Source organism: Pseudomonas sp. NPDC008258 (assembly GCF_042956345.1).
GTDB lineage: Bacteria > Pseudomonadota > Gammaproteobacteria > Pseudomonadales > Pseudomonadaceae > Aquipseudomonas.
Genome location: NZ_JBIBGE010000063.1, coordinates 1 through 16,297, shown reverse-complemented (window position 1 = coordinate 16,297; position 16,297 = coordinate 1). Strand labels below are relative to the sequence as shown.

Annotated in this window: 11 protein-coding genes and 1 pseudogene; 3 read left to right on the top strand and 9 right to left on the bottom strand. The window is 64.0% G+C overall.

The genetic code is table 11. The features are described from left to right. Positions 1–189: 189 nt before the first annotated feature. From ACFY9W_RS28550 to ACFY9W_RS28515, 8 genes are all read right to left on the bottom strand, one after another. Positions 190–963 carry an enoyl-CoA hydratase gene (locus ACFY9W_RS28550; protein ID WP_391138056.1) on the bottom strand — a complete coding sequence of 258 codons (774 nt, stop codon included), beginning with the start codon at positions 961–963 and terminating at the stop codon, positions 190–192. 13 nt (positions 964–976) lie between these two features. Continuing rightward, the gene (locus ACFY9W_RS28545; RefSeq protein ID WP_391138053.1) at positions 977–2,104 is read right to left on the bottom strand and encodes an acyl-CoA dehydrogenase; all 1,128 of its coding nucleotides are present in this window, start codon (positions 2,102–2,104) and stop codon (positions 977–979) included. A gap of 8 nt (positions 2,105–2,112) precedes the next feature. Next, positions 2,113–3,306 carry an acetyl-CoA C-acyltransferase gene (locus tag ACFY9W_RS28540; RefSeq protein WP_391138050.1) on the bottom strand — a complete coding sequence of 398 codons (1,194 nt, stop codon included), beginning with the start codon at positions 3,304–3,306 and terminating at the stop codon, positions 2,113–2,115. 11 nt (positions 3,307–3,317) lie between these two features. Continuing rightward, entirely contained in the window at positions 3,318–4,085 is a 768-nt protein-coding gene (locus ACFY9W_RS28535; protein WP_391138047.1) for an SDR family NAD(P)-dependent oxidoreductase, read from the bottom strand. 13 nt (positions 4,086–4,098) lie between these two features. Further along, positions 4,099–5,745 carry an AMP-binding protein gene (locus ACFY9W_RS28530; RefSeq protein ID WP_391138044.1) on the bottom strand — a complete coding sequence of 549 codons (1,647 nt, stop codon included), beginning with the start codon at positions 5,743–5,745 and terminating at the stop codon, positions 4,099–4,101. Between the two features lie 130 nt (positions 5,746–5,875). Continuing rightward, positions 5,876–10,414, bottom strand: a complete 4,539-nt coding sequence (locus ACFY9W_RS28525) for an NEL-type E3 ubiquitin ligase domain-containing protein (RefSeq protein ID WP_391138041.1) — start codon at positions 10,412–10,414, stop codon at positions 5,876–5,878. Positions 10,415–10,480: 66 nt separating this feature from the next. Further along, positions 10,481–11,518 carry an AraC family transcriptional regulator ligand-binding domain-containing protein gene (locus ACFY9W_RS28520; RefSeq protein WP_391138038.1) on the bottom strand — a complete coding sequence of 346 codons (1,038 nt, stop codon included), beginning with the start codon at positions 11,516–11,518 and terminating at the stop codon, positions 10,481–10,483. 64 nt (positions 11,519–11,582) lie between these two features. Beyond that, positions 11,583–12,446 (bottom strand): LysR substrate-binding domain-containing protein, encoded by an 864-nt coding sequence (locus ACFY9W_RS28515; RefSeq protein ID WP_391138035.1) that lies wholly within the window; start codon positions 12,444–12,446, stop codon positions 11,583–11,585. A 112-nt stretch (positions 12,447–12,558) separates the two neighbouring features. On the opposite strand from ACFY9W_RS28515, the gene ACFY9W_RS28510 reads away from it, so the two are divergent. From ACFY9W_RS28510 to panB, 3 genes are all read left to right on the top strand, one after another. Beyond that, positions 12,559–13,665, top strand: a complete 1,107-nt coding sequence (locus tag ACFY9W_RS28510; RefSeq protein ID WP_391138032.1) for a 2-aminoethylphosphonate--pyruvate transaminase — start codon at positions 12,559–12,561, stop codon at positions 13,663–13,665. Positions 13,666–13,699: 34 nt separating this feature from the next. After that, on the top strand, positions 13,700–14,527 hold the full coding sequence (gene phnX, locus ACFY9W_RS28505; protein WP_391138029.1) for a phosphonoacetaldehyde hydrolase: 828 nt from the start codon (positions 13,700–13,702) through the stop codon (positions 14,525–14,527). 125 nt (positions 14,528–14,652) lie between these two features. Beyond that, a complete protein-coding gene (panB, locus tag ACFY9W_RS28500) occupies positions 14,653–15,423 on the top strand; it encodes a 3-methyl-2-oxobutanoate hydroxymethyltransferase (RefSeq protein ID WP_391138026.1) in 771 nt (256 codons plus the stop codon). A 1-nt stretch (position 15,424) separates the two neighbouring features. Here the strand turns inward: panB and ACFY9W_RS28495 are convergent. Then, positions 15,425–16,135, bottom strand: a pseudogene (locus ACFY9W_RS28495) (GntR family transcriptional regulator); the annotation flags it as partial. Between the last annotated feature and the right edge of the window lie 162 nt (positions 16,136–16,297).

Sequence of the window (16,297 nt, the reverse complement as noted above, 5' to 3'; positions counted from 1 at the left end):
CGCTGCAGGCCCCATCCATGGGGCCTCAGCGCTTGACGGGCATCCATGCCCGTCACCTCCCTCCGCAATCCCTCCGCTCGGCCTCCTGAAGTCGCAATCGGCGGCGCCTGGACTATCGCGCGCTTAGAAGCAAAAGCAAAAGCAACGGCAACGGCAACGGCAACGGCAACGGCAACGGATGAAGTCTGATCAACGATCCTTGAACTGCGCCTCGCGCTTGGCGATGAACGCGGCCATGCCTTCTTTCTGGTCTTCGGTGGAGAAGGCCGCATGGAACACCCGACGCTCGAACCGTACGCCCTCGCTAAGGGTAACCTCGAACGCTCGGTTGACGCTTTCCTTGACCATCATGCTCACCGGAACCGACTTGCTGGCGATGGTCGCCGCCACCTTCAGCGCTTCTTCCACCAGTTCCGCCTGCGGCACGATACGCGCCACCAGGCCAGCACGCTCTGCCTCTTCGGCGCCCATCAGGCGGCCGGTCAGGCACAGTTCCATGGCCTTGGCCTTGCCCACCGCACGGGTCAGGCGCTGGGTGCCGCCCATGCCCGGCAGCACGCCGAGGTTGATTTCCGGCTGGCCGAATTTGGCGTTGTCGGCAGCCAGGATGAAGTCGCACATCATCGCCAACTCGCACCCGCCGCCCAAGGCAAAGCCGGACACCGCCGCAATGATCGGCTTGCGCCGATTGGCGATACGGTCAGCATCGCTGAACAGGTCATCGACGTAGATCTGCGGGTATTGCAGGTCGGCCATTTCCTTGATGTCGGCGCCAGCGGCAAAGGCCTTGGCCGAACCCGTCAACACCACGCAGCCGATGTTCGGGTCGCGTTCAAGCTGGTCCAGGGCCTGGTTGATCTCGCCGACAATCTGCGCATTCAGCGCATTCAGCGCCTGCGGGCGGTTGAGGGTAATCAGGCCGACCTTGCCGTGGATGTCCAACAGGATGGTTTCGAATGCCATGCAGTCTGCTCCTTCAAAGATTGCGCGCAATGACCATGCGCTGAATGTCGCTGGTGCCTTCGTAGATCTGGCAAACCCGAACGTCGCGGTAGATCCGCTCCAGCGGGAAGTCACTCAGATAGCCATAACCGCCCAGGGTCTGCAAGGCATCCGAACAGACCTTTTCGGCCATTTCCGAGGCAAACAGCTTGGCCATCGACGCTTCCACCAGCGCCGGGCGCCCGGCATCACGCAGCGCGGCCGCATGCAACACCATCTGCCGGGCCACGGCAATTTTCGTTGCCATGTCGGCCAGGCGGAAGGCCACGGCCTGGTGCTCGATCAGCGCCTTGCCAAAGCTTTGCCGCTCGTTGGCGTAGTCCCGCGCCACTTCGAACGCTGCGCGCGCCATGCCAACGGCCTGCGAGGCAATACCGATGCGGCCACCTTCAAGGTTGGCCAAGGCAATCTTGTAGCCCTCGCCTTCGGCGCCCAGGCGGTTGGCCACCGGTACGCGCACATTGTCGAACACGATCTGGCAGGTGTCGGAGGCATGCTGGCCGAGTTTGTCCTCGACCCGCGCCACCTGGTAGCCCGGCGAATCGGTCGGCACGATGAACGCGCTGATGCCACGTTTGCCGGCCTCTGGATCAGTCACGGCAAACACGATCACCACCCCGGCGTTCTGCCCCGAGGTAATGAACTGCTTGCTGCCATTGAGCACGTAGTGGTCGCCATCGAGCCTTGCACGGGTTTTCAGGCTGCTGGCATCGGAGCCCGCCTGCGGTTCGGTCAAGGCGAAGGCACCGAGCATCGCACCCGTCGCCAGCGGGGTGAGAAACTGCTCTTTTTGCTGCTCGCTGCCGAAACGCAGGATAGGCACGCAGCCCACCGAGTTGTGCACGCTCATGATGGTTGAACAGGCACCATCACCGGCGGCGATTTCTTCCAGGGCCATGGCGTAGGCCACGTAGCCCGTGTCGCTACCGCCCCACTGCTCCGGCACCAGCATGCCGAACAGACCGAGCTCGGCCATCTCGGCGATGGCTTCTTGCGGGAAGCGGTGCGCCTTGTCCCATTCTTCGGCAAACGGCTTCAGGCGCTCCTGGGCGAAGGCACGTACCGCATCGGCGATCTGTTGTTGCTCGTCAGTTACCAGCATGGTTCACCTCAGTACAGGCATTCGACAGCCATGGCCGTGGCTTCGCCACCGCCGATGCAGATGGCCGCCACACCCCGACGCAGGTTGTTCTGGCGCAGGGCTGACAGCAGGGTCACCAGGATGCGTGCGCCAGAGGCGCCAATCGGGTGGCCGAGGGCACAGGCACCGCCGTGGATATTGACCTTGTCGTGGGGCAGGTCGAGGTGCTTCATGGCCGCCAGGGTGACCACGGCAAACGCCTCGTTGATCTCGAACAGGTCGACCTCAGGCAGGTTCCAACCGGTGCGTTTCATCAGTTTGTCGATAGCACCGATCGGTGCGGTAGGGAACAACGCAGGCGTATCGGCAAACGCGGCGTGCCCATGAATCACTGCCAGCGGCTTGAGGCCACGCTTGTCGGCTTCGGAGCGACGCATCAGCACCAGCGCCGCAGCACCGTCGGAAATGGAACTGGAGTTGGCCGCCGTCACCGTACCCCCTTCGCGGAAGGCCGGCTTGAGCTGCGGGATCTTGTCCAGACGCGCCTTGGGTGGCTGCTCGTCATCCTTGACCAGGCGTTTTTCCTTACCCTCGGTGACCTCTACCGGCACGATCTCGGCAGCAAAGCGGCCGCTCTTGATCGCGTCCTGGGCGCGGGTCAGCGAGGTGATGGCGAACTGGTCCTGGGCTTCACGGCTGAAGGCATTGGCCTGGGCGCAGTCTTCGGCAAAGGTGCCCATCAGGCGACCCTTGTCGTAAGCATCTTCCAGGCCGTCCATGAACATGTGGTCGATGATCTTGCCGTGGCCCATGCGGTAACCGCCGCGGGCCTTGTCCAGCAGGTAGGGGGCGTTGGTCATGCTTTCCATGCCCCCCGCCACCACCACGTCTGCGGTGCCGGCCAGCAGCAGGTCATGGGCCATGATCGCCGCCTGCATGCCCGAGCCGCACATCTTGTTCAGGGTGGTACAGGTGGTGTGCTTGTCCAGCCCGGCACCCAGTGCTGCCTGGCGTGCCGGCGCCTGGCCCTGGCCGGCCGGCAGCACGCAGCCGAACAGCACCTGCTCGACACTGGCGGCTTCAATGCCGGCACGCTCGACGGCGCCACGAATGGCCGCGCTGCCCAGTTGCGGCGCGGTCAGGCTCTTGAGGTCGCCCTGCAGGCCGCCCATGGGCGTGCGCACGGCGCTGACGATAACGATCGGGTCGTTGGCGAGGGTCATGTTCAATCTCCTTACTTGGCAGCCATGCGCAGCGCGCCGTCAAGGCGGATCACTTCGCCGTTGAGCATGCTGTTCTCGATAATGTGACGGGCCAGCGCGGCGTACTCCTGCGGGCGACCCAGGCGCGGCGGGAACGGCACACCAGCAGCCAGCGACGCACGCACTTCTTCGGTCATGCCGGCCATCATCGGTGTTTCGAAGATGCCGGGGGCAATGGTCATCACACGGATGCCAAAGCGTGCCAGTTCGCGGGCGGCGGGCAAGGTCAGGCTGGCGATGGCGCCTTTGGAGGCAGCGTAGGCAGCCTGGCCGATCTGGCCGTCGTAGGCGGCGATGGATGCGGTGTTGATGATCACACCGCGCTCGCCCCCTTCATCGGCTGCCCCTTCGGCCATGGCCGCCGCCGCCAGGCGCAGCAGGTTGAAGCTGCCGACCAGGTTGACATTGATGACCTTCGCGAAGCTTGCCAGCCCATGCGGGCCTTGCTTGCCCAGTACCTTCTCTGCACCGACGATGCCCGCGCAATTGACCAGCCCGTGCAGGCTGCCAAACGCGCTGACGGCCGCATCGACCGCCGCCTGGGCGGCCTGCTCGTCGCTGATGTCGGCCACTGCAAAGCGGGCACTGTCACCCAACTCGCGGGCCTTGGCCTCGACGGCCTGGGCATTGAGGTCGACCAGCATGACCTTGGCACCGGCCTGGACCAGCATCTGCGCAGTGGCGGCCCCCAGCCCCGAGGCGGCGCCGCTGACGATGAAGTGTTTGTTGGCTATCTGCATGATCGGTTTCCTTTCAGGCGCTGGCAGGGGTGGCCTGTTGCGCGTTTTGTTTGGCGACTTCCTGGTTGCGCAGGATGAAGCGTTGCAGCTTGCCGCTCGGGGTCTTGGGCAGCTCGCTGACGAATTCGATTTCGCGGGGGTAGGCGTGTGCGTACAGGCGCTGACGCACGTGCTGACGCAAGGTTTCTTCAAGCTCGGCGCTACCGGCGATGCCCTTGGCCAATACCACGAAGGCCTTGATCAGTTCGGTGCGTTCCGGGTCGGGCTTGCCGATCACCGCGGCCTCGATCACCGCGGGGTGCTCGATCAACGCACTTTCCACATCGAACGGGCCGACCCTGTAGCCGGAGGTGGTGATCACATCGTCGCTGCGGCCGACGAAGCTGATGCTGCCGTCCTGGTTCAGCTCGACGGTGTCGCCGCTGAGGTAGTACTTGCCGACGAACGATTTGGTCGGCAGCCCGTGGTAACCACCGAACCAGCACAACGGCGACTGCTCGCGGTCAACCGCAAGGATGCCCGGCTGGCCGGCCGGCAGCTCGTTGCCCTGCTCGTCCAGCACGACAATTCGATGGCCGGGGATGGCAAAACCGGCAGAGCCCAAATGCACCGGGTGCGTCAGGCCATGGTGATTGCACAGCACCATGCCCAGTTCGGTTTGCCCGTAGTGATCATGGATGGTCACGCCCAGTTCGTCGGCGAACCAGCGGATCACTTCAGGGTTAAGCGGCTCGCCAGCACTGCTGACCACCCGCAGGCGGCCCCTTATCGGCGCCGAAAAGCCATCGCCGGCAGCAATCAGCAGGCGAAATGCAGTAGGCGAGCCGGCCAGGTTGGTGATGCCCAGCCTGTCGATCACCTGCGCGCAACTGTCGACGCTGAACGGGCCATCGTAAAAGGTGGTGGCGTGGCCCAGCGACAAGGGGCCAGTCACGGCGTAATACAGGCCATAGGCCCAGCCCGGGTCGGCCAGGTTCCAGAAATTGTCTTCGGGCCGCAGGTCGATGGCATCGCGCATGTACCCCTGGAAGGCAACGATGGCGCGCAGCGGTACGGCCAGCGGTTTGGCAGGCCCCGTGGTACCGGAGGTGAACATCAGCAGGAACGGGTCGTCTGCCGAACGCATGACCGGTTCGCAGCTGCTTGCGGCAGCCTCCAGGCATTGGCGGAAATCCAGTTCGCCGCTGCGGGCGTTGACCGTGATGATGGTCGGGCAAGCGTGCACATCGTCCAGCTTGTTGCGGTTGACGCTGTCGGTGACAACAACGCGGGCGTGGGATTGTTCAAGCCGGTGCTCGATAGCCTTGGGGCCAAAGGCGGTGAACAAGGGCTGGTACACCGCCCCTAGGCGCCAGGTGGCAAGGATGGTCACCAACAATTCCGGGGTGCGCGGCATCAGCCCCGCCACCCGGTCCCCGGCACCCACGCCTTGCGCCTTGAGCACGTTGGCGAAGCGCGCGGCCAGCAATTGCAACTGATCAAAGCTGTAACGCGCGCTGTTCCCGTCGCGATCCACGTAAAGCAGGGCCAACTTGTCACTGCCGGCATGGCGGTCACAGCACTCGACACAGGCATTGAGGGCTTCGAGGTTGCCATGCAGCGCCGCAGCAGCAGCCTTGCCATGATCGAACACACGAACGGCCTCGGCGTAATCACGCATCGTCAGACTCCCGGTTTATTGTTTTTGGAGTTAACCCTCGGTCCGATGATGTTCGCGCCGCCTGAGCGCGGCGACAATGGCCAAAGCTGTCAATCTGGATGACCGGTTTGGCCGCTGCACGGTGTCGGCATTACTCCGCTACCGCCTCGCTGGCCAGGGCTTCCTGGGTCAATTGCAACGCCAGGGCGTGCAGTTCGCCATCGCGTTCCACGAGTAACGTCTTCCAGCGCTGTTCATAGTCAGCACTTGTCAACGCATCTTTCTGCTCGTCCAGCCTGGTGCCCCGGTCGGCGAAGTCTTCCTCGATGGCCGCAAATGCTTGCGAATGCTCTGCGTGCAGGTGGTTCAACCAGAATTCACGCTGGCTGATACTCTCGGCCAAGGCCTGGGTACCCTCGGCAGTGCGCACGCTTTGCAGGGCCTGCTGAACTTGCACGTCAGTGACGCCTGCAACACCCTCAAACTGCATGTGACGCGGTTGCAACGGCAGGTCCAGCTCGGTTGCCAGGTGCACCCGGTAGTACAGGTCGATCTCGATATCATCGATTCGGGCGCGGGCCCTCGCATAGTGCTCGGCATCGGCAGGCGGCAACTGGGCCAGACGCTGGGCAATATCGCTGCGGGCATAGCGGGCCACCTCATCAAGACGGAACAGCTGGCGACCCAGCCTCAACAGCTCGGCAGCGCGTTCATTCCCAGCTGCGCCGCGCAACGCCTGGCTGGTCAGCATCAGCACCTGAAGGTCGCTGAAGCGACCGGCAACGCTGTCTACACAGGTAACCGCCATCGAGGCGCGCTCGAGGACTTGCAAGCTCAATGCACTGTCGTTGCCGATTGCATTCAAGAGATTCCAGACCTGGCCGTTGAGGTAGTCAGGGGCGATACGATAATCCCGGGTGCGCTCAAGGTCGCGAAGCAAGCGGAACAAACCGGCACTGTCGGGCAGTCCCGCCAGCCTGTCCCAGAGTTGCCCATTCGCTTCGCGTGAAGCGTCATCGACGGGCTGGAGCCAGCGCTCGCGGCTTCGCCCGTCCGCATCCACAGCCAGTGGCTCGAACACCGGCGGCACCGCTTCTGCGTGCTCGTGCACACGTTCTGCAAACAGCCGCTCTCGGTCGCCTACCGAAATCGGGTTATCTTCCACCCTGAACGACCGGCGAAAAGCCGTAGGCATGCGCATGACGTGCTCGGGTACCTGGGCAATCTGGTTCTGGCGGATGTCAGCGCTGTCGAGAAAGCCACAGTTTTCCAAGCCCTCTGGCCATGCCAGCAAGCTACACCGGCGTAAACTGATAGACCTGAGTTGTGATAGCTGGTTGAACCGCAAGGCAATCGAGCCCAACGGGTTGAAGCTTAAGTCAAGGTGACGCAAATCAGTCAGCCGCGCCAACGCCTGAGTGCCGTCCAGGTCCATGCGAATGCGGTTATGGGCCAGCCGCAGTTCGGCCAGGTGGTCAAACCGGCTGATGCCGGCGGGGATACGCAACAACACGTTATCGTTGAGGCTCAGGCGTCGCAACGTACTGAACCCGTTCAGGAATGCCGACGGCACAGCGCTCAGTTGCAAGCCGCCAAGGTTCAGGTCGGTCACATTGCCAAAGTCGGCCTGCACCGGCAACGCAGGCAACGCGCGCAGCCGCAGGCCACTGAGGTCCAGGCGTACGCCGTCGCCAGCAACGTCCGCGCCTTGGGCTGTCTCACCTTGCAAGCGCCAGGCTCGCCGAATCAGGCCCGCTACATGCTGGCGTACTGCGCGCCTGTTGTCGCTCAGTTCGGCGCTCGCCCAGCGGTTGAGCACCAGGTCGAGCTCGCGATACTCGGTTTCCAGGCGCAGCATGTTCTCGTATGGCGAGCCGGGTAATAGCAGCAACTGATGCAGGAAGGTGCCGACCTGCGCTTCATTGAAACCCCAGTACAGTTCACGGATACGGTTGCGCAGGGTCCGCTCAGCCCAGTGCCGGCCCTGCCCACGACCGCTGAGCGGGTAGCCGGTACGCCCACCCGACAAGCGCTGCGGTGGCGTGAACCGAGGCTCTGCAGAGCGCCAGCCCAGCAGGTTGCGCAACTCGGCTTGTGTGGCTGGTAGGCGCTGGACAAGCCGGGCCCGTAGCGCCCTCGCAGGGTTATCGCCTGCTATTTCGAGGCGCGCCAGGTCCGCTGGGGCCAGGCATGCCACGATGGCCTCGAACACGCCAGCTGGGGCTGCGATTTCAGCCTCACGCTCGAAACCGCGGTGATCGTACAGACGAAACTCACCGTCCTTGTGTACCAGTACCGTGGTGGCCTGCTCGGCAGCCTGAGGGTCGATCACCGCCAGCCTGGGGCCATACTCAGTGCCTTGGCGCAGTTCCAGGTTGAGCCCGCGCGGCCAATGAGGCAAGCGCGGCAGCATGGCCAGCACCAGTTCACCGGTCTGGTCGCTGTAGCCGCTGCCCAGGTAAAGCCCTTCAAGGGCGTGGCTCAGGCGCACTTGCTGCAGCAAGGCACGCGCGTGGGTGGCCAAGTTCATGGGCAGGCGCTGTTCCAGCACGGCCAGGTCACGTTGCGCTTCGCTCACATCCTCTACCAGCGCTGCTGCATAGGCTGAAGGCAAACTCGGGAAGTCGCGCCGTACAAGATCGCGCAAGGCATCAGGCGCGAGCTCTGACCGGCTGAGGTGCGCCAACAGCTGCTCGCGTAGCGAGGCCTGAAGCGCCAGCACACGCTCACGCAGGGCTTGCGCATCCAGGCCCGACAGGGCGGGTTGAGCCAGGCACCACTGCTGAATTTCCAGGTCATCGCTGGCCGGAAGCTCGCGCTGCATCGCCTCGAAAAACGCCTCGATACGCGCATCGGCCTCAAAACGCCGCAGGGTTTCGCGCAGGTTGACAGGCAGCTGTCGCCCCGCCACCAACAGCCCACGCAGCGCCTCGGTGTCGATACCCGCCACGCACAACACCGCACGCGCCCGCTGCGTGCTCAGCGGCAATTGTTGCGGCCAGAGCATGCCAAGCATGCGCGCAGTGTCGTCAATTTCCAGAGGCCGCTCGTGTCGCAAGCGCCAGCCTCTGTCACCATTGAACTCGACCTCCGGCCCGAACGCATCGTCACGCTGTGGATGGCGCAAGCGCCAGGCGCCATCCGGCTCAGGCCGATGCACGAGGCAGTAGCGTTCGCCAACCCGCATGCACCTGTGCTCCCCCTCGCCAAACAGCCCAAGCGCATCCTGGCGCAAGCTGGCCGGCGTGACCTGATAAGCCTTCAGGTCGCGATGCCACAAGCGGTGCTCCCCGCCCTCCAGGGCAACCGGCTCAAGGCCATCGACAAAGGTGCTGCGCTGGAAACCACGCGCAACCAGCGTGGCGCCGGTCGCGACCGCCGCTACAACCGCCAGTGTCTCGGCGACCCCGAGCATGTGCTCCAGCGCTTCGTACTGGTGCCCATGGTACCAGTCAACCGCCCCTTCATAGACTTCCGACAGGGTTTGCACCAGCAGTTGCCCCAGCAGCATGGCACCAACAACCGGAACGAACAGGCCAGCAAGGTTGAGCAAACCCAGCCCGGCATCTTCCCATGCCCGCAGGCGGTCCTTGGTGGCTTGCAGATCGACGTCGGCAGTGGGCACCAAGAGGGTGCGCGCGTCATCCTTGGCCCTTTTCACCTGCTGCATGACCAACCGCTCGAAGACTTCACCGTGGCCGGTTGCAGCGTCCAGTTGAAGGTCTGGCAGATCATCCTGCAGGCGCTTTTCAAGCGTTGCCAGAAACCCGGGCCGCGCCTGCAGCGCCACCAACTGGCTGAAGTAGCGACGGTAAGCCTGCTGCTGCAATGCTTGAGCCATCGCCTGATTGAGCGATGCCCAGGAGTCGAAATAGCGCAGTGCGCGTTTCGGGTCGCTGGGCAGGTACAGCACGACCCCACCTTCTTCGCCGCCCTCCCCGCGCAACTGGAAGGCCAGTGCATCACTGATCGGGCAACCAAGCATGGTCAGTAAGCCTGGGTAGGCACGCAGCACTTGCTCCGAGCTGGCCTGGACCACCGAGCGCAACGCTGCCTCCACTTCGCTGCCCAGTTCCCCCTTGAGCGCCGCCACATCGATTGCCAGTAGCAACCCGGCACGCTTGTCTTCTGCCAGCAAGGTGAGGGTGGCGGGGGTGAATACCTGTTCCAGCAGCGCTTGATAACGTGCACCGGCATCCCATTGGCGGCAGTCCTCGGCAAGCTGCTCAGGGTCGTCCAACAACACGCGGTCGGTATCGTTGGCGACCAACCCCGAACCACTCAGGATTTCAGCGTCGTCATGAAAGTTCTGCATCAAGCGCAACAAGGCGGGTTGGCGATCGTAAACCGGCCCGTAGATCGGCCAGTGCAAGCCCGGTAACCGGGAAAAATCCCGACGCACTTGCAGCCACTGCAACCCGCTCAGTTTCAAACCTGCTGGCAGGCGGTCGGCCAGCAGGGTGGCAAATTGCTCTTCAGCGAAGCGGGGCAACGGGATCAGTGCCGAGGTTGCCGCACGCAGCGACGCCTGGTTGGTCTGGTGGCGCTTGAAACTGTCACGCAGGCGGTTGATTTGCGCCGGGGTAGCCCTTTGCAGCCAGGCTGGCAGAATGGCGCCGATAAAGGTGTCGGTGGCGGTATCTAGCTTGCTGCCAGATGTCTCTGGAGCATTTGTATTGTGCACAAGCATGGCAGTACCTGGGGTCAATGGAATACCCAAGCCTGCGCGACCGCCACTGCCCGCAGCAGCAGGAAATCAGCCACCCTCAGCGCCAGCCTGCCCCTCCCGCGCCTGGGCGAGCTGCCGGTAGTGCCCCGGGTTACAACCGAACCATTTGCGAAACGCCTTATAGAACGAACTGCCATCGGCAAAACCCAGGCGGGCGGTGATGTCCTGCATGCTCAGACGCTCCTCGGCCAACCAGGCAATCGCCAGCTCACGCCGCACACTGTCCTTCAGGCCCTGGTAGGTCTGACCTTCCTCTGCCAGGCGGCGACGCAGGGTCGATGCCGACAGGCAAAGTTGCCGCGCCAGGCTGTCGGCGTCCGGCCAGCGGGTTGGCTCAAGGGCCAGCAAGTTGCGGCGGATGCGCTGCCCCAGGCTGTCCGGGTCGCGGTACCTGACCAGGATATTGCCGGGCGCTTCGGCAATAAAACGTTGCAAGTCCAGGGCCGTGCGCCGCAACGGCACGTCCAGGCCATCGGCGGCGATGATCATGCGCGTGCGCGGGCGCTGGAACTGCAAGTTCTCGGAAAACATCACCCGGTAGTCGTCACAGAACGGCGGTTCGGCGCAGCGCAGGTCAATGGCCAGGATGGGGATGCGTCGGCCGGCCAGCCAGCAGGCCACACCATGCACGATCATCCAGAAGGTGAAATAAGTGAAGGCCCTGCGCGGTGCATCTTGCGGCTCGTTGATGACGATTTCTGCCAGGCCCGGCTGGCGTACCAGGCTGGGCTGCAGGTCTTCGAGCATCAGGCTGAGGAATTCCAGCGCCGTCTCCAGGCCCAGGCCCAGGGTCGGCTGAGCCATGGCCGCGCGGCACAGGAAGGCCAGGCTGCCCGTGCGCAGCCCGCGCGGGTCCATGGCGAAGAACTCGTCATTGCAACGGCGCGCCAGCAGGCGCCACAACCGTGCATAGGCTTCGGCAGTGACACGTGCCTGGGGGTGTTCGAGCTCGCTGGCCTCTATGCCGGCCCGCCCGAGCAGCACGGTATCAGCCCTGCCACCCGGGCAAGTCTGCAGCAGCGCTTCACGCACCAGCTGCATGGAAATGGTGTCTTTCTCGCTCATCGGCCACCCGGGTCGCGTTGTGCCGGCCATCTTAGGCCGCCATAAGGAAAATGCCAGCCAAACCTCATGTGCTGGCGGCCAGGCCCAGGAATGCCTGGATCAGTCGCAGTTCACGGCGCCGTTCCAGGCAGCCGATCATGTGCTGGTTGATCAACCCTGCCCCGGCCAATGGCCGCGCCACTACCCTGGGGTCGTTGGCTACTTCCGTCGATGAAACGACGCCAATCCCGAGTTCAGACGCCACCGCCTCGGTCACGGCCTCCCGGCTGTCCAGCTCCAGCAGCACACGCGGCTGCACCGCAGCCAGGCCACAAGCCCGGTCGAAGGTACGCCGGGTCGTGGAACTGGGCTCACGCAATACCATGATCTGCTGATGCAACTGCGCCAGTGGCAGGTCTGCTTCCTGCTGCGCCCAAACATGCCCGGCCGGCAACAAGGCGCACAGCCGCGATTCGCAGAGTTTTTGCAAATGCAGGCCCTTGCGCGGCTCGATCTCGGTCAGCACGGCCACGTCGGCATGTTCGCCCAACAGCGCTGCCAGGGTTTCCTGAGCATTGCCCAGGCGCAGGTTGACGGTGATGCCGGGGTAGCGTTCGCGCAGCATGGCCAGCATGGGCATCACCCGGTGCGGGCCATCGGCAGCCACCTCCAGGCGCCCGGTCAGCAGTTGGCGGTTGGCCTCCAGCATGGCCTGGGCCTCTTCGGCCAAACCGAACATGGCGCGCGTGATGGCCGCCAGGCGGGTGCCCTCTTCGGTCAGTTCGACCCGCCGTGCGGTACGCCGCAGCAAGGTGATCTGGTAGTGCTCTTCCAACGCTTTCACGTGCCCGGTCACCGCCGGCTGGCTGATGAACAACCGCTCGGCGGCACGGGTAAAGCTGCCCTCGCGGGCCACGGCATCGAAGGCACGTAGCTGAAACAGGTTCATATGTATCGGCCTGACTTATAGCTCGGATAACAACAAACAATTTGATTGATAGCAGCGCGAATTGCAACCTAGGCACCGTAGTTTCACGCCACCGCTTGTGAGGAAAAACGGAATGAGCAACGCCCCTATCCTGCTGACTCCCGGTCCCCTGACCACTTCAATCCGCACCCGCCAAGCCATGCTGGTGGACTGGGGTTCCTGGGACCGCGATTTCAACCAACTGACTGCCAGCGTGTGCGAACAGCTGCTGGCGATCATCGACGGCAGCGCCAGCCACCACTGCGTGCCCCTGCAAGGCAGCGGCACCTTCGCCGTGGAAGCCGCCATCGGCACCCTGGTACCACGCGACGGCAAGGTGCTGGTGCTGATCAACGGCGCTTATGGCCAACGCCTGGCGAAGATCTGCAAAGTGCTGGGCCGCACCTACAGCACCTTCGAAACCGCCGAAGACCAGCCGACCACTGCAGCCGATGTCGACCGCCTGCTGGCCGCCGACCCGGCCATTACCCACGTTGCACTGATCCACTGCGAAACCAGCACCGGCATCCTCAACCCGCTGCCCGAGATCGCCCAGGTGATCAAGGCCCACGGCAAGCGCCTGATCATCGATGCCATGAGCTCGTTCGGCGCATTGCCGATCGATGCCCGCGAAATCCCCTTTGAAGCGCTGATCGCCGCCTCTGGCAAATGCCTGGAAGGCGTGCCGGGCATGGGCTTTGTGTTCGCTGAAAAAACCGCGCTGGCTGCCGCCGAAGGTAATGCCCACTCGCTGGCCATGGACCTGCACGACCAGCACACGTACATGGCCAAGACCGGCCAGTGGCGCTTCACCCCGCCCACCCACGTGGTCGCGGCACTGCATGAAGCCCTGCAGCAATACAACGAGGAAGGTGGCCTGCCAGCCCGCCACCAGCGCTACGCCGACAACTGCAAGACCTTGCTCGACGGCATGGCCGCCATTGGCCTGCGCAGCTTCCTGCCGGCCGAAATCCAGGCGCCGATCATCGTCACTTTCCACGCCCCGAACGACGCCCGCTACCAGTTCAAGGACTTCTACGAGCGGGTCAAGGCCAAGGGCTTCATCCTCTATCCGGGCAAGCTGACCCAGGTCGAAACCTTCCGCGTGGGTTGCATCGGCGTGGTCGGCGCAGACGGCATGCAGGCCGCCGTGAATGCCGTGGCCGACGTGCTGCGGGAAATGGAAGTACTGGACATCTGACCCTTTGCCCACCCGAATTCAGGAATTTGCGCACATGAACTACAGCAACCCTACCCAGCTGCAAGCCGCCATCCTCGACTGGGCCGGCACCGTGGTCGACTTCGGCTCGTTCGCCCCGACCCAGATCTTTGTCGAAGCCTTTGCCGAATTCGACGTGCAGGTGTCCATCGAAGAAGCCCGAGGCCCGATGGGCATGGGCAAGTGGGACCACATCCGCACCCTGTGCGACGTGCCGGACATTGCCGAGCGTTACCGCAAGGTGTTCGGCCGCACGCCGACCGACGATGATGTCACTGCCATCTACAACCGCTTCATGCCGCTGCAGATCGAGAAGATTGCCGTGCACTCGGCGCTGATTCCCGGCGCCCTGGACACCCTGACCGGGCTGCGCCAGGATGGCCTGAAGATCGGCTCGTGCTCGGGCTACCCGAAGGTGGTGATGGACAAGGTGGTAGAGCTGGCCGCGCAAAACGGCTACGTGGCCGACCATGTGGTGGCCACCGACGAAACCCCGAACGGCCGCCCATGGCCGGCCCAGGCGCTGGCCAACGTGATTGCCTTGGGCATCGACGATGTGGCGGCCTGCGTGAAAGTCGACGACACCGTGCCGGGTATTCTCGAAGGCCGCCGTGCCGGCATGTGGACCGTGGCGCTGGTGTGCTCGGGCAATGCCCTGGGCCTGACCTGGGAAGGCTACCGCGCACTGAGTGCCGAGAAGCTGGAAAGCGAGCGCAAGCGCATCCACACGCTGTTTGCCGGCTCGCGCCCGCACTACCTGATCGACACCATCAACGACCTGCCGGAAGTGATCGCCGACATCAATCGCCGCCTGGCCAAGGGCGAGATGCCGCAGTCCTCCTGAACTGGCCATTGGGGCCGCTTTGCGGCCCCTTGCCCTGGGTTGCCTTTAAGCCCGGATCTGTACATTGAGTTGCCGCTGCAATTCCCGAAACATGGGCCATCCCTGTCCTGAGATGCCCTGCCCCGATGAGCACCCACACCCGTACCCGCCGCCTCACCGTCCCGCAACTGGTCGCCATGAAAGGCCGGCAAAAGATCGTTTCGCTGACGGCCTACTCCAGCACCATCGCCCAACTGATCGACCCTCTGGTCGACTTCATCCTGGTCGGCGACTCCACCGCCATGGTCGGTTACGGCCGCCGCTCCACCCTGAGCATGCGCCTGGAAGAAACCATCGCCCATACCCGCGCCGTGGTCGACAGCACCCGCCTGGCCTGCGTGATTGCCGACATGCCGTTCGGCAGCTACCAGGAATCCCACGAACAGGCCTTGCGCAATTGTGCCCAGGTGCTGGCCAGCACCGGCTGCGATGCGCTGAAACTGGAGGCCAACCTGGCACTGGCAAGTACCGTCGAATTCCTGGTCGCTCGTGGCATTCCGGTGATGGTGCACATCGGCCTGATGCCGCAGTTCGTCAATGCCATGGGTGGCTACAAGGCTCAGGGGTTATGCCCCGACAGCGCGGCAACGCTGCGGGCCGACGCACAGGCCAACCTGCAAGCCGGCGCTTTCAGCCTGTTGCTGGAGGGTGTGGCCGAGCCGGTCGCCCGTGCCATCACCGAGGCCAGCGCCAAACCTACCATCGGCATTGGCGCCTCCCCCGCCTGCGATGGCCAGGTACTGGTTACCGAAGACCTGTTAGGGCTGGGGGGCGCTCATGTGCCGCGCTTCGTCAAGCAGTACGCCGACGCCGGCCAGGTGATTCGCGATGCCTGCGCCAAAGGCCGCACTGGCTGAATATTTGCTTTTTGTCCGCCGCCTTCATCAGCCCGCCTTGAGGCACGTTGGCCGCCGACGACAGCACGGCCAGGCGCACGGGGTACTCGCACAGCAGTTGATGAACGTGCGGCAGGTCGAAACACCCGTCTTCGCCCAATGGCACTTCGATGATGCCCATGCCGGCGGCCTTTAGCTGCCTCAGCACTGCCCAATTGCACGGCGACTCCACCAGCGCCACCTGGCCCTCGAGGTCGAGGGCGCGCAAAGCCAGCTCGAGAACACTGCGCAACTCCGGCTCACCGAACGGTTGGTACAACGGCGCCTGGGAACGCGGGTACTGGCGCGCCAGTTCACGCTCGATCATCAGCAGCGGCTGCTGCAGCGACAGCAACAGGGCTGGTGCATCACTGCCCAGCGCCAGCATGCCCGGCTGACGGGCGCTGGCAAACACGCTGTCGAGCAGGTTCGCTGGGGGCTCCGTGCTTACGGGTGCCACGCGGGTGCGGGTGAAGTAGCCTAGCTTGGGCCGTGCATGCACCCGCCCTTCATCTTCGAGCAGTGCATACGCGTACTTGGTACTGGACACCGAAACGCCCAGGCGCGTGGCCAGTTCGCGCAGCGAAGGCAGGCGTTGCTCGACGTCGCATGGGGCTGCTTCGATGCGATCGAGCAGGTAGCGGTAGACTGCCTGATAGGTGTATTGGGGCTTGTTGTTCGGCCGGGTATCCATACGCGGGCATCGTCAGCAAAAAGAGGGCTGCGGGCAATACTGCACTCATTGCAGCTTCATCGCCAAACCCTGTGGGAGATCTCCCAGCCCTTCTGGCTGCGCTGTCGCGCAAGGAACTCTGCCCGCAAGCCCGCTGCCTTCGGTGTGGGAGCCGCGCTTGCC